The following is a 14,707-nucleotide window of genomic DNA, read 5'->3' on the forward strand; positions in this document are numbered from 1 at the left end:
CTGTCTATTTGTTGTTTTTTATCTCTATGTAAATGATAGTTAAAGGGTGAAAATCATTGAATTGCTGTAATCATTTATTACTCAATTGAATTTTTAACTATTTTTTGATAGTGTCGAAACATTTCCCGGGATAAATCTTCACTAGATTCGCTTTGAGAAAACTACCGCAGAAGAAAAAACAGCCAATAGAGACTTTGAAATCTTGAAAGTTATAAACAGTTCTTCTTTTTGATGTCGGATTGTTAATGTTATGTCAATCTTAATCAGAATAATATTGATAACAAAAGAAAATAATTACTTAACATGTTAATCTTACTTAACATGTTAATACCAAATGAAAGATTGGAAATCAGTTGTCGTTTCATCGGTATCAACATGAGATTGATAGTTTTATGTTGTTTCTTTTTTTATATCTTATTAGCATTGAAATATTTTTAATGCTAGTTAATCACTTAATATAATTCCTTACAATCTATTGCAATGGACTAATGTTCAAATAATATAGATCTTGAAGTTTAGATAAGCACAAACATTTCTGTTAAGTGTCCGCTTGTTAATATTATGTTAATGTCAATCGATGGATAATAGTGATAAAGTTGGCGCGCTTCGGTTGATATGTTAATCTTAGTTGATATGTTAATGTTAAATATGGGCGAGATGTATTGATTTTCTATTGGTATTAACATGAAATTGATAATTATATGACTGTTTTATAGTCTTTGTTCTAAATTGTTTTTAAGTAAGACTAAATAATTTTAATTAAAATACAATGTTATGATGTTTGTTTACAAGGGATTGATTATGGTTAACAAGTATACACTTAATAGCGCATTTAATTGTTTAGTAGAGAGCATACTGTACCAAAAAAGGTAATTGGAAAACATTAATGAACGTAATAAGGGGGACCGTTATAGCTTGGTAAATATAGATTGCTAGAATTGTATCTAATTCCGAAGAAGTTTGCGCTTCAAAAGGTCCCAAAGGGCTTTTTTTATTTGATTTAGGGAAAAGGAGATATGTGATGTCAATTGAAAAGTTAGCAGTAAGTAGAATATTAAGAGCAGTGAGAAGCATGAATAAGGGGAGTAATAAGAATGATGGAAATACAACATGGTGTTTACGAAGTGACTCAATTATTAATCAAAGCAAAGGGAGGTAATTGACACTCCCACGGCTAAAGCCACAAGCTGACTAATGTCAGTGGGATTCTTACTACTAAAGGCGAAGTCTATTTCTAGTATCGCTGACGTGCAAGATTGCGGTGTGCCATTACCACTCGGTATCCAGTGCATATAGCAGATACGGCACTCATTCTATTACCAAATGAGTCAGATTGTGAGTTCTCAAATGTGTTTTAGCGTCTTGTGCTTGACGACTCAATACATTTTACGGAGTAGAAGAATTTGTTACTCCAATCTCATATGTATTCTGTTTTTAGAGAACAAGATTGTTTTAGGGACTTTTACTTGTCTATTATGAAAATGATACCATTTCAAATTCTTGATGTGCGGAACATACATTCGGTGTTTTATTTGTACAGCGCATTTGACTTCACTCTCATCCCACCCCACCCCTAAAGTGGGTGCTATCGCACCGTAGTGGGATTTCCTGTTCGGAAAATCTGTAAAAGATGCGGAGTTACCAAGATATGTAAATTCTGGTGATGCTGGTTTTGATCTTGTAGCAGCAGAGGACACGATTATTTGGCCGGGCCAAACAAAGGTTGTACAAATGGGATTAGCTTTGGAGATCCCACCAGGATATGAATTGCAGGTACGCCCGCAGTGGTATGACGCGTGATTCTTGGAACTGAGGATAGTGGTTTTAAAGGGGAGGAGTGTATACTTGTTGATTACACTGAATTCCCTAAAGAGGCTAGCATGCAAGCTAATGTAATTGAAAGAGGGAATCTGGAATTCGGATTAACGGAGGGTGAAATAAAAAAGGCTAGGATTTGCTCCTAGCAAAGAATTATGTCGTACAGAAAGGTAAAACCTAATGTTTGCAATTTCATTATATAACGTTTCTGGGGTGGAAGGATTAAATCATAGCAATCTTTACGTAACTTTTACATGTGATTGAAATATTTGATAACAAAGACATGGATTTATTAGAAATTGAAATTATTAAAGGGATTTCTGCATATGGAAATCCTAAATATAATGTATGCGGTAAAGAAAACTTAATAGTACCGAGTTACGTGATTATTGATTTAGATGAAGATACTACTTACTAGGAATAGAGCTCCTAGCAAAATTAAAGAATCAACTAAAATTAAGAACTGGTTTTTCTGTGGTTTTCGAAATTCCCTTATTAAGCTAAAAATGACACTCATTCCGAAACAAATATATAATAAAATCATTATTGTTCCTGACATACTTAACACTCCTAATATATTGATAAATTAATTATATATCTAAAAGTACGTGTGTGTAAATTTTTAACAAAAAAATTATTGGAATAAAAAAATGGCTCTTACTATTACGTAAGAACCCCATAACCGAAGAAAAAAAGTCGTATGTGAAACCATGCGGTAATCACAATAATATTTTAACATTCAAATATATAGTCGTCTATACATCGAATTGAAAAAATATATATTTAAACGAAGGAGCCCTAGATTTAGGGATCTAGAGCTTCTTGTGTGGGTATAATTCACACAATTTATGAAAAGAAAAGAACCTACTGAAGTTAACACATAAATGTTTCATAAATGTATCAAAAAAGTGAAAAAATAGTTATTTGAATAGAAAATGACAGATGAAATATTAAGATTGTATCAGCTGTCACTAAAAAAATTCATTTTTATTAGTAGGTTTTTAGTTGGTATTTTTACTCCTTTTAGAAGGAATTGTACCAAATATTGCTCCGATTAAAGTCATAAAAATTGCACTTCATGCTGCAAATGACATAACTACACCTTCTAAAAATAACTTATTGTAACTATTTAAAGCTATTGTTTCTTAGTCTTTTTAATAGAAATGATGATTGCAACAACTGTTAAGAAAATAAGAGGAGACCACGAAAAGAAAGACATTTAGTATCCTTCTTTCGATATTAATTTTAAATATTGTATAAATCAATTATTACATGTTTATAAATTTAATATATAATGTTGCATATTGAATTGTAGGACATGGGGAGATGAAGACGATAGTTGAACCAAAACACCATTTTAATAGAGAACATTTCACAGGACCCGATTAGGGGGACGGGTCCTGTGAATGGAACGATAGATTTTTACGGGATTACCAATAGATTACCAAAAAAGGTAATTGAATTCCATCAATTAGGTGTTGAGAAAGCTTTTTATAAATGCTTTATTTTACATAATAAGGCAGCTAGCTAAAGTAGCTAATTGCTCGGTTGTACAATTTTAGAAGTTTCACTGGATACAGATATATGTTGTAAAAAAAGTTACAACTATATCATAAACAAATATTAAAATATTATATATGAAAGAAAAATAAATAAAAATTTTATTTTGTTTATTTTAAAAACAAAAAAGAGCACTTTATTAAGTGCTCTCGTGACGAGATCCATTTTGTGAAGACTACTTTATTTTATAAAGAAAGGAACACAGAATATTATATGCGTTTCTTGTTAATGGAGTGTATTTTTACAGGCAAAGAGCAGCCAGCAAAAGCTAACTGCTCGGTTCTCCAAGGGGGAACAAGGAGAAAATCTAATGTCATATAAAGTATTGACGGAATATTGAGTTTTATTCACGAGAGATTATATTCCGAAATTTGGATTATAATAGTCGATATTCTCCATATTGACCAGAAAAGAACTAAAAGTTCTAGTGAAATTCCAAGGGTTCTTTTCTTAGTTTTTTGAGATTCTTTTATCAAATAGCCAACAGCACTAATTGCTATAAGAATAAAAAGAATAAGTTCTAGTGTAACTGGCATTTAATCTGCTCCTAAACAAATTATTTTATATATAACAATTATAAGATATTTATTGATTATTAGTAGTGAACATTTGAAAAAAATTATCCTTTTGTCATAAATAAAAAGGCAGTTGTTTCCGCAACCACCTTTCAGTAAAATAAAGCACTTTTTCAGGAATAAAATATGGATGATTCTTGAAAAGGTTATAGGGTTTAATCCCATTTTTATAATTCAAGTGACGAACTTAATTTTAAGAAAGGTATGACTACATTATATGATAGCTTGTCAATAATGGTTACGAGTAAAAAAGCAGTTAGCAAAAGTTAACTGCTCAATACAAGGAGATACAAAGAAAATTACTTCAAATGAGTATTGACATACAGCCTACATATAGTATTGACGGAAAAATTATTTTAAATCCAAGTTACTTAAAGTAAACATTCCTACAGATACAATGGCTGCACCTACTGAAGAACCTAGCCAATCTCTCCAACTTAATGTATTTAAAGGTGTATCTGTTAGATCTATAATTAAGAAGATAGCAAACATTAATACACCAAATACTAAGCATCCCCAAAAAGTTTGTAAGAATTTAATTATCTTCTTCCGGAATTTGTTCATATAAATCATCCTTACTAATATTTTGTATTTTTATAAATAAATTATTGCATGTATGGAAATTGAAAGTAAAGAATATGCAATATTACATATTGAAACTTAACGAACTAATCATTTTATAGACAGTGAGGAATAACAATATGATTTAACAGCAGAAGAGATTACTGAAAAATTAAGCGCATAAGTAATCAAAAGCATCCATAACGGGTGCTTTTTTCTTTGTTATATAGAAATTACACATTAAGCATATATGTATACGCGTTGTTACGATACGCTAAGGAATAGTAATAAAAATATGAGACCAATAAAACCGTATAAAAACCAAAAGAATCCTAAGACGGGGAATATTTTATGAGAATTAAGCATGCTAAACCTTCTTGGAGATATAAAGAATTATAATATATCGTTGGTCTATATAGAAGGGAAAAAATTAATTGGTACATGTTAAACGAGGGGGTGAATAAAATGGACATTTGGGTTAAAGGATTCTACATAAATAGGTAGAATCTAATTGGTTAGTTCACATTTTAATCAAAGGGGTACAAATTCGATGCGACGTGAAAAGGATTTAATGAAACAATGGAAGGTAGATTTGCAAGCTATTCAAAAAGAGAAGAGACTGAAGAAGAAGGCTAAGAAAAAGAATAAGTAATATAGCATTCCGGGTAATACAGCTGACTTCATGGATGGCAAGAATACTTATCGTAAAGAGAATGGGGTATGGAAACAAAGAAATAAATAAAGTGAGGATAAATGATTTTGATGAAGTGTATGGCAAGTACCGTAGGCGCTGCGGTGTTCTGGTTAGCGTCTTGTTTGATGTTAAGGAAAGATAAGGGGTGAGATAGACTTGCAAATTGAAATATTATTAGTCTGAAACATAGACTAGTAAACAAACTATTTCTACCTTTTAATCATAGAATATGATGAATTCTATTTTTAGAGGAGGGAATCATATCTATGGGATGGAATAATAATTTTAGGCATTCTCGAGATTGTAATAGATTTTGGGATGATTTAGTATTTTGCGGATGCGGCCGTAGACGAAGAAGAAACGATTTTAACGACTGTCATTGTAGACGTGACTGCGATTGTGATGAGTGTCGTCGTAGACGTAATCATGACCGCGATCGTGAGCATAATCATGGTGACCATCGAGATTGGTAAATTCTTTTGAAAGAGTGCATATTTTAATAGCACTCTTTTTTATTATGTTTTTTAAGTAGTACTTATTAATTAGAAGGATGCAGTTTCAATCTAGAAATAATAAGCAAAGCTAAGTTAACCAAAGCTAAAAAGATATCTATACAAATGACCCAAATTTCATTTTTTATATAAGAATTAGCTAAAAGCAATAAAAATAAACTAATTCCTGCTATTAAACCCACTTTGTTTTCTATTACTTTTAACATACCCTCATCTCCTGCTGTTTATTTTGCATTATTCGTAATGCGGAAGATATAAATATTAAAAAAGATTTTAGTAGTTAATTGAATAAAAATCTACAGTAAAAAGCCACTTTAAGTAGCTATATTATAACCAATTATATCCTTAAAATTTAACATTTTTGTATTTTCTATATTATATATTTTGAATTTGATTTTTTTCTGATTTTTAAAAAGAACATACAATTCAATGGCTGAAAGGCTTCTCAGATATTGAGCTTATTAAATCTGAATTTCTTATAATTAATCCAATATTTGATATGTATTTCTCTCAAATGCGTTGTAATGAAATTTCACGTACCAAATTTTATTATATTTTTATAAAATAAGTTAATAAAGGGATTAAAGTAATATCATTATGAAATTTACATTTAATTAGTAAAAACAAAAATTGATGGTCTTGGTAACGTGAGAGAATTAGCAATTGAGGCACAGCAGTCAGCGAAAAGCGAGCATTTAAGTGTAGATTGTTTAGTTTTTTGGATGGGAACAACAGTAATTGGATCAATTATTGCTGGAACAATCGCATTGCTTTTTAAATTCTTAGGAAAGTAGGGATAAATAATGAAAGAAAAACTAAAAAATTGAGGATTATGGATAGCTTTATTTGCACTGTTGGGAATGATAATAATGGATACTGTCCCTAATTTTAATTTAGGGCGATATCAAGAGTATGTAGACGTGATGTTGGTTATTTTACCTGCTGCAGGTGTAATTTCTAATCCTAATGCTGGTAAATGGTTTGCTGACAAACAATATGAAGGAGACGATAAATAATGGGTTACATTGTAGATATTTCTCATCATAACGGTAATATCGATTGGGGCCAAGCAGCTTCTCAATTGGATTTAGTTATTGCTCGTGTGCAGGATGGTTCAAGAGTTAGAGATAGAATGTATCAAAAATATGTACAGGCTATGAAGCAACGAAATGTACCATTTGGTAACTATGCATTCTGTCGTTTCGTTTCTGAAAATGATGCACGTGTAGAAGCTCGTGATTTCTGGAAACGTGGTGACAAGAGTGCAACAGTTTGGGTGGCTGATGTAGAAGTGAAAACAATGGATAATATGCGGGCAGGTACACAGGCTTTTATCAATGAATTACGTCGATTAGGTGCTAAAAAAGTCGGTTTATATGTTGGCCATCATATGTATGCTCCATTTGGAATGGCAAATGTAAAGAGTGACTTTGTATGGATTCCTCGTTATGGTGGTAACAAACCAGCGTACCCATGTGATATTTGGCAATATACAGAAACAGGGAATGTAGCTGGTATCGGAAAGTGTGATTTAAATAAGTTGGTTGGAAATAAATCGTTAGCGTGGTTTACTAATCAAACTGTTGAGCAAGCAACAACACAAGAAGGAGTTGGAATTATAGTGAATAAATATAATAAAGTAATCACTTATGAGTTTGGTGTAAATTTAATTCCTGATATGGTTCAAATGATGGATAGTCTTGGATATACTTCTAAAATAGTTTCTCGTGGAGATCGTCGAGGGCTTGCGCATTTTGAGACAGATTATCGTCAAGGCAACGAGTTAGACAAAGCGACGGCGTGGTTAGATGCTAAAGGATTAAAATACTTCTATACAAAAGAATAGTTTGATGAACAAAAATAAGAGCTGTCATATGACGGCTTTTTTATTGCTATTATACTAAAATTTACTTATCGATAATGCTTTAAGTACAGGCTTTACAATTAAACCTATTAAACGAAAAGCTTTAAATATAGAGCGCACAACTTTCATGAAGGTGCCCGCTAAATCAAATAATATATCAAGTATGTATTGTGATAAGTTAATCTATCACTTTGCATGTTCTTCCATTTTCTTTTCAAGTGCTTTAGCATAAGCATCTTTAGTTTCCTGATTTAATTCATAAATTGCCTTATCCCACTGTTCACCGTCTTATATTATGTTTGTTCCTTGTCTTGCATCTATTTGACGTATAACAATCCTGATATTTATCATCGATACAGTTCTTATCGATTTGACCCAATCGTTTTTTCTATGAATGCAGAATATTTATTAACAGATAGGGCAATATACCTTTGTGAGAAATAAATGATTGTGAGGAGGATAAGTTATGAAAGAATTCGAGAATCCATTAACACCAGATCAGCTATTGACCTATGAGAACATGCGCGCCTCGGAATCGATGCCGACGGACCTACAGGAGTCGATGTCTGACCGGAGAATCCACATATCCGGGACCAATAGGAATGCCCAGGTAATAGACGTATTGGCCGAGGAACTCGCCTCGACGTCGTCGTTTTTGCTACCGGCCGGCATGTTTATCGGACGGCTGGGCCAGGATGGGCAGACCCAACTGTCGGTGCCGCAAGCGGCGGAACCTAATGACAGCGTTGTTCGGCAGCCCTTTAAGCCGGCGTGGCAGGATCAGATATATCACCCTAAGCTGGCTCCGCTTTCACCGGACATGGCGGTGAAGGGCCGTGAAGCCGAACGCATTCGGACGCACCGGCTGTATGAGCCGGAGAATCGCACGGTGTTTCGTCCCGAGGGATACCCGTGGACGTGCATCGGCCGTATCGAAGTCTTTGAGAATGGTGTTCTCAAACGATTAGGCACGGGAACTCTTGTCGGGCACCGGATCGTGGCAACCAGCGCGCATCTAATGCCGCGCGATGGCAGTCCCGGACGGTGGGGGATCCGGTTCGTTCCCGGCTACTTCGACGGCATCTCGACGGTGGGCAAGGCCTCGTGGACCGAATCGTACCGCGCACTCGTGAGCACCGTGACCGATGCCAACCAGGACCGCGATATCGCCATTATAAAGCTGTACGATCCGCTCGGTGATGCGCTTGGCTGGATGGGAATCAAGCAGTATAACGATGACTGGGAGGACCGCGGAATGTGGACCCTCGTCGGGTACCCCGGCAGTCTTACTCGTGGAGAGCGACCTACGCTCCAGTCCGGGATTTCAGTCATTGATGACGATCCCTCAGGGGACTTCACCGAAATCGAGCATCGTGGCGATGCCACGGACGGCAATTCCGGCGGACCGCTGTTCGCATCCTTCCCGAATGGCACGTACATGATTGGCGTCCACTCCGGCGATGAGTACCGCACGGTTGGTCCAATTGTGGCCGAGAACAACAACGTAGCGTCAGGCGGCCGTGGATTGGTGAACTTCGCGAATCAAATGGAACCGCTATAGCCCTGATAAATATAAAAAATTATGCTGGTTTGATCCTTCGCGGGATAACCTGCGGGGGTTTTTGTTTGCAATAAATAAGAATCTAGAATATCGTCTTTCTTTACAAAGACAAAACGGAATAAAATATCTAACAAACTGTCTGGTCGTAATACTTCTTCCCATAAATAAAGAGTACGGTAATTATCATAAATAGTTGGATTTCCTTTTCCACCATTATTGCCTTTATTGGGGTAGCATCACATGCCCATCAAGCTAACAAAATAAAATACCCCCAAAAATGAAAAAACGCGATTTATTCTTTCTGTAGAAACATAAGAATAGATCGCATTTTTTATGTCTAAATTTGTATCTGATAAATTACATTATTTTTTCGAGATATTTAAAGCTTTTTATCATAATATGTCTTACGAGATTTTGCTAGAGATTTCGTTTTGTACAACGACCCAATAAATATCGATTCCATACGTATTTGTATTTTAGATTCAAACGCATTTCAGTCCTATAGGTTTCCTGCAAAAAAGAATGGAATTTAATCTATTTATAGTGATTTTTAAAACATTATAAAATAGAACGGTATACATTTATATACTGTTCTATTTAGTTTAAACGTAATACATATTATACTTATAATAAATAGATATACGATATAACACTATGGCATAAAGAATATGTAAAAAGAGAATATGAAATGTTTATACGTTTGTATTAGCTAGGAATAACACTTTCATATTAAATTTATCACAAAAGAAAGAGGAAAATGAGAGATGAAAATCAGTTCAAGCATAAATAACAGGCTTTACCCTTTAAATACTACAGTTTTAAATAATACAGCTCCAAGTACTACAACTTCACGTATAGTGAACAATAATCAAAAACATATTCCTGAAAATAAGACTAGGGATAATCAACTTTCTGAAAAAAATGTAGAACAACATATTAATAACAAATATAATTCAATTAGCTCACAAGGTCTCTCTATATTTGAATTTCTTAAAATGTTATTGGATAAAGGTGTACCTATGTCGATAATAACAGAAATATTAGTGGGAATGGTAGAGGGGCATAGTAAGAAGAATGAAGAATCGGAGAAAGGATTAGATAAAGGATTAGATAAAGAATTAGAGAAAGGATCAGAGAAAGAATTAGTACAAGGATTAGAGAAAGAGTTAGTAAAAGGATTAGATAAAGGATTAGGTAATATTCAAAAATAATAACAATTTTTAGGTTTTTATTTTATCAAATATTCAAAATCTTTTTTAGGAATCGACTTTTCTTTTGGATTTTTTTCTCATCCCCCTTTAAAGTGTAAAAATACGCTATTCTTTCTGTAGAATCATAGGAAAGGATGGCGTGTTTGTATGTCTATTTCTGTATCTGACGAACTACAACTATTTGCACAGGAGATTCAGAGTCTCTTATCACCAAATACATTACAGAATCTAGCTAGAGATGTTGGGTTTGTACAGCGAACAAGTAAGTACCAAGCAAAAGATTTAGTATCTTTATGTGTATGGATTAGTCAAAATGTTGCCAAAACCTCTTTAACTCAGTTATGTAGCTGTTTAGAAGCATCAACAGAAGTGCTCATCAGTCCTGAGGGACTGAATCAACGATTTAATGCCACAGCTGTGCAATTTCTACAACAAGTGTTAGCCGAACTTCTCAACCAAAAGTTATTTTCAACTAAGCTGCTCTCTTCTCCATACACTTCTATTTTTAAGCGTATTCGTATCCTAGATTCAACTGCATTTCAACTTCCCGATGTATTTTCATCTGTTTATCCAGGTGCAGGAAGATGCAGTCGTACTGCGGGAGTGAAGATTCAGCTTGAGTATGATCTATTAAGTGGACAGTTCCTACATATTCATACAGGTCCGGGTAAACAACATAATCGAACCTATGGTTCTCTGTGTGTCCCAACTGTGAAAGCGAATGATTTATGTATCCGTGATTTAGGTTATTTTCACTTGAAAGATCTTCAACATATAAAAGATAAAAAGGCTTACTATATCTCTCGTATTAAATCAAATACACATATTTATCAAAAAAATCCCAACCCTGATTATTTTCAAGATGGAAGAATCAAGAAAGGTACAGAGTATATACAGATAGATATGGAGGTCTTAATGAACTCACTTCAAACAGGACAAACATGCGAAATATCCGATGCTTATGTAGGAATGACTGATAAAGTACCAACTCGTGTGATTGTTCATCGGCTAACAAAAGAACAACAACAAAAACGATTACAAGATGAAACTGTAAGAGAAAAAAAGAAAGGAATGAAGTATTCTCCTCGTAGTAAACGACTTAGTGGTATCAATGTATATATGACAAACACCTCTATAGATATTGTCCCGATGGGACAAGTACATGATTGGTACTCTTTACGTTGGCAAATCGAAATTTTATTTAAAACGTGGAAATCATTCTTTCAAATTCATCAGTGTAAAAAGATAAAATCAGAAAGGTGGGAGTGTCATTTGTATGGACAATTGATTGCTATTCTACTCTGTTCTTCTATTATGTTTCAAATGCGGCAATTACTTCTTATAAGAAAGAAACGAGAACTGAGTGAGTATAAGGCCATATATATGATTAAAGATTATTTTCTTCTTCTTTTCCAAGCTATACAGAAAGACACCCAAGAGCTATCAAAGGTTCTACTTCGCCTGTTCAATCTCCTACAGCAAAACGGGCGGAAATCTCATCGATATGAGAAAAAACGGTCTTTGATATATTAGGTGTCTTTTACAATTGTACCATGTCTGATAATCAAGCCGCTTAATTCTAAAAAGTGAAACCCGTTAGGGTTTATTTCGTATGCAAATTTTCCAATCATCTACACTTGCCTTTTAGAAAAAAGAAAAAATCTCGCCTAAAATTGAATTTACATAAGCTTAGCTTGATAGCGATGTGGCGGTACCCCTTGTTAAGTATTAAAAAATAATAATTATAAATCTATTTTATCCTAACGTTAAGGTGGTACTGGTTCTTTTATTGTTCGTAAACATTATTATACAAATCAAATCCAATGTTTGTCCCAATTTTAGAATTATTTTCTACATCTACCCTGTAATATTTAGGAACAACTATAAATTTACCTGAATCGACTTTGAATAGTTTATAGTACCATTCACCATTTTTTTATGTTGCGTGTTAATTGGAATAGTTGCAACTGTTTGATTAGTTTCTGTATCTATCAGGTAATAAGTCATGTTAGGTGTTGAATGGAATCATTCAAAAAGCAGAAAATAATAATCTAAAGGAAAAGAAAATTGTTTTAACAGGGGATTATCGAAAAATAAAAATAAACAAAGATTTATTAAGAAAAAATGAAAATGAGTACGCACAAGATGAAACGGAAGAAGAATTACAATCTGTAAAGATAGAAATAAATAATGTAAAGAAAACAATCCCATTACAAGATGAACTAACAGATAAAATTGTAAATGAGATTGAAAGAATTGAAGCAAATAAAGTATATCAAACAAATGATGAAAAAGAAAAAAGTGAATCGGAAATTCAAAAAAGAAAGCTACAAATAGAACAGTATAAAAAGAGAAAATTAGAGCTAGAAAACAAAACCAAAGAGTTAGAAGCAAAAGAGAAAAATCTTCAGAAGAAATTAGAAGATCAGCGTAAAAAGTTTAATTTAGCAGAATGAAATTAAACTATTTTAAAAGATAAAAAGAGATATAAACATTACGAATATAATTATCAGATAATTTTTCGGTTGTATAAAAAAGTTATCAGATAATTTTTTTGCCATTATATAAGGAGTTGTGATTCAAAATAAAGGTTTGAAGAAGTACATTGAAACTGCATTGGATTTACATTGAAACTAGATTGGAAATACATTGAATTTCTCTTTCTGATGATATCACATTTTTGTTAGGCTCTGCCTAACCTGTCACCCTCGGTGATAGCAAAAAACCCTTATGCTCTTTGCAATTAAAATCACTAATTTGGAGGTCTCCCCTATGAATGTGTTAATCCGTGATCTTGATGCTAGTTTAGTGAAACGAATTGATGAACTAGCTAAGGCAAAAAAGATTTCCAGACAGGAATTTTTGCATAGATACATTAGTAATCTTGCAGTACTTCAAGATATGAAAGACCTTCAAGATAAACATATAGAATTACAAAAACAAAACATGATCCTCATAAAACAAAATACACAAACTATGAATCGTGTGTTACGAGTTATTGAAGAGGTTGAATTGGATAATGATTAAATAAAAATATGCAAAGGAGCTTAAATATGTCTAAGAAAAAAGTGGATAAAACTTATTATGTAAATGAAAATACAGTTGCTTATATAAAGGAATATGCAGAAGAGAAAGGAATCAAACCAAGCCATGCATTAGAAAGAATTGTAGCTGAACATCAAAACTAAAATCATGATCTATTAGAATAAATTAAAGGAGCAGTTAAAGAAGTAGTTCACGAAGATTTAGGAAGAATTAGAGCTGGTACAAATCTAGCTGATAAACATACAAGGATGTTATTACAATTTGCAAATCATTATTTTGCAGTGAATAAATTTAAGGACCTCGCTACAACAAATCAGTATAAGTCTAGAGGAATCGTACAAGCAGAAGAGTTTGTTAAAGACGAAATTTCAAATGCTCGAATGAAAAAGATAGAGAGACAACAAGGTACAAGTAATTGAAATTAGGGAGGGAATGAATACGCCTGGTGTAGTAATTAAAAGTCAATTCTTATATTCCAAAAATGATTTGAGTAAAAATCAAGATAAAGAATTCGGGGATTATATTGATTATATTGGAAGAAAAGATGCTGTTGAGAAGGAAAGAAATGAATTTAGTTCTTATCAAGATTATAAGGGGGAACGAGGAAAAAACGTCTTCACTTTTTACAAAAGAGGAAGACGTTTTTTCATTGGATGGTAAGAATAGATTAAAAGAGGCCTTTAAAAAGGCACAAAAAAATAAAAGCGTTTTATGGCAGGATGTGATTAGTTTTAACAATGGATGGCTAGAGAAACACGGTATTTATGATTCAAAAACCAAAACGTTAGATGAAGAGAAATTAAAAGATGTAACAAGAAAAGCAATGGATGTCATGACGACAAAAGAACGATTACGTGATACAGCAATTTAGTCAGCAGCCATTCATTATAATACAGATAATATTCATGTTCATGTCGCAATGGTCGAACCTGTACCGAGTAAGGGAAGGATAATTTCCAAAGGCAGATTTAAAGGAATGCATCGAGGAAAAAGAAAACAAAAATCAATTGATGCAATGAAATCAATAGTAGTAAATAGCATTATGGATCGCAGCGAAGAGTACAAAAAAATTAATGATCTAATACGAAATAAAATTGTTAAAAGTAAAAAAGATGTAAACCTTTCTGAGAAAAGAAAAATGAAAAAGTTGTTTGACGAAATTATGAAAGAGCTACCCGAAGATAAGAAACAGTGGCAGTATAACTATACTTCTATTAGTCATGTAAGAGATAAAATAGATCAATTAAGCGGTATGTACATAGAAAAATATCATAAAAAAGAATTTGAAGAATTAAAAGAGAAATTA

Annotated in this window: 14 protein-coding genes and 5 pseudogenes; 15 read left to right on the plus strand and 4 right to left on the minus strand. The window is 33.1% G+C overall.

The features are described 5' to 3' along the window. Positions 1-1,608 precede the first annotated feature (1,608 nt). Positions 1,609-1,907, plus strand: a pseudogene (locus DN403_RS13720) (dUTP diphosphatase); the annotation flags it as partial. A 305-nt stretch (positions 1,908-2,212) separates the two neighbouring features. Here the strand turns inward: DN403_RS13720 and DN403_RS31145 are convergent. Then, a complete protein-coding gene (locus DN403_RS31145) occupies positions 2,213-2,377 on the minus strand; it encodes a hypothetical protein (RefSeq protein WP_097888391.1) in 165 nt (54 codons plus the stop codon). 843 nt (positions 2,378-3,220) lie between these two features. On the opposite strand from DN403_RS31145, the gene DN403_RS31750 reads away from it, so the two are divergent. Further along, entirely contained in the window at positions 3,221-3,349 is a 129-nt protein-coding gene (locus tag DN403_RS31750) for a hypothetical protein (RefSeq protein WP_255451949.1), read from the plus strand. A 376-nt stretch (positions 3,350-3,725) separates the two neighbouring features. Here DN403_RS31750 and DN403_RS13725 read toward each other — a convergent pair whose 3' ends face one another. Together DN403_RS13725 and DN403_RS13735 are read right to left on the minus strand one after the other, a co-directional pair. Continuing rightward, positions 3,726-3,914 carry a hypothetical protein gene (locus DN403_RS13725; RefSeq protein ID WP_001145518.1) on the minus strand — a complete coding sequence of 63 codons (189 nt, stop codon included), beginning with the start codon at positions 3,912-3,914 and terminating at the stop codon, positions 3,726-3,728. Positions 3,915-4,304: 390 nt separating this feature from the next. Then, positions 4,305-4,517 carry a hypothetical protein gene (locus DN403_RS13735; protein WP_061667523.1) on the minus strand — a complete coding sequence of 71 codons (213 nt, stop codon included), beginning with the start codon at positions 4,515-4,517 and terminating at the stop codon, positions 4,305-4,307. A gap of 547 nt (positions 4,518-5,064) precedes the next feature. Between DN403_RS13735 and DN403_RS13740 the strand changes: the two are divergent. After that, a pseudogene (locus tag DN403_RS13740) lies at positions 5,065-5,256 on the plus strand (hypothetical protein). Between the two features lie 218 nt (positions 5,257-5,474). Beyond that, positions 5,475-5,681 carry a hypothetical protein gene (locus tag DN403_RS13745; RefSeq protein WP_097961996.1) on the plus strand — a complete coding sequence of 69 codons (207 nt, stop codon included), beginning with the start codon at positions 5,475-5,477 and terminating at the stop codon, positions 5,679-5,681. A gap of 65 nt (positions 5,682-5,746) precedes the next feature. Here DN403_RS13745 and DN403_RS13750 read toward each other — a convergent pair whose 3' ends face one another. Continuing rightward, entirely contained in the window at positions 5,747-5,926 is a 180-nt protein-coding gene (locus tag DN403_RS13750) for a hypothetical protein (protein ID WP_097888389.1), read from the minus strand. Positions 5,927-6,337: 411 nt separating this feature from the next. Between DN403_RS13750 and DN403_RS13755 the strand changes: the two are divergent. The 11 genes and pseudogenes from DN403_RS13755 to mobP2 form a co-directional block, all read left to right on the plus strand. Beyond that, positions 6,338-6,514: pseudogene (locus DN403_RS13755) on the plus strand (hemolysin XhlA family protein); the annotation flags it as partial. Between the two features lie 75 nt (positions 6,515-6,589). Beyond that, positions 6,590-6,736 carry a hypothetical protein gene (locus DN403_RS13760; RefSeq protein WP_242469805.1) on the plus strand — a complete coding sequence of 49 codons (147 nt, stop codon included), beginning with the start codon at positions 6,590-6,592 and terminating at the stop codon, positions 6,734-6,736. Then, entirely contained in the window at positions 6,736-7,566 is an 831-nt protein-coding gene (locus DN403_RS13765; protein ID WP_061667525.1) for a GH25 family lysozyme, read from the plus strand. Before DN403_RS13760 ends, DN403_RS13765 begins: the two co-directional genes overlap by 1 nt. 484 nt (positions 7,567-8,050) lie before the next feature. Further along, positions 8,051-9,145 (plus strand): trypsin-like serine peptidase, encoded by a 1,095-nt coding sequence (locus DN403_RS13770; RefSeq protein ID WP_098834086.1) that lies wholly within the window; start codon positions 8,051-8,053, stop codon positions 9,143-9,145. A gap of 764 nt (positions 9,146-9,909) precedes the next feature. Next, entirely contained in the window at positions 9,910-10,356 is a 447-nt protein-coding gene (locus DN403_RS13775) for a hypothetical protein (protein ID WP_149185536.1), read from the plus strand. Between the two features lie 147 nt (positions 10,357-10,503). Beyond that, positions 10,504-11,933 (plus strand): annotated as a pseudogene (locus tag DN403_RS13780) (IS4 family transposase). A gap of 435 nt (positions 11,934-12,368) precedes the next feature. Beyond that, entirely contained in the window at positions 12,369-12,812 is a 444-nt protein-coding gene (locus DN403_RS13785; RefSeq protein WP_242469804.1) for a hypothetical protein, read from the plus strand. 316 nt (positions 12,813-13,128) lie between these two features. After that, positions 13,129-13,383, plus strand: a complete 255-nt coding sequence (locus tag DN403_RS13790) for a ribbon-helix-helix protein, CopG family (RefSeq protein ID WP_149185537.1) — start codon at positions 13,129-13,131, stop codon at positions 13,381-13,383. A gap of 26 nt (positions 13,384-13,409) precedes the next feature. Continuing rightward, the gene (locus DN403_RS31755; RefSeq protein WP_255451952.1) at positions 13,410-13,544 is read left to right on the plus strand and encodes a hypothetical protein; all 135 of its coding nucleotides are present in this window, start codon (positions 13,410-13,412) and stop codon (positions 13,542-13,544) included. A gap of 105 nt (positions 13,545-13,649) precedes the next feature. Continuing rightward, a complete protein-coding gene (locus DN403_RS31760; protein WP_242469802.1) occupies positions 13,650-13,820 on the plus strand; it encodes a hypothetical protein in 171 nt (56 codons plus the stop codon). Between the two features lie 146 nt (positions 13,821-13,966). Continuing rightward, positions 13,967-14,707: pseudogene (gene mobP2, locus DN403_RS13800) on the plus strand (MobP2 family relaxase); the annotation flags it as partial.

Source organism: Bacillus sp. AY2-1, assembly GCF_008368965.1.
GTDB classification, from domain to species: domain Bacteria; phylum Bacillota; class Bacilli; order Bacillales; family Bacillaceae_G; genus Bacillus_A; species Bacillus_A thuringiensis_S.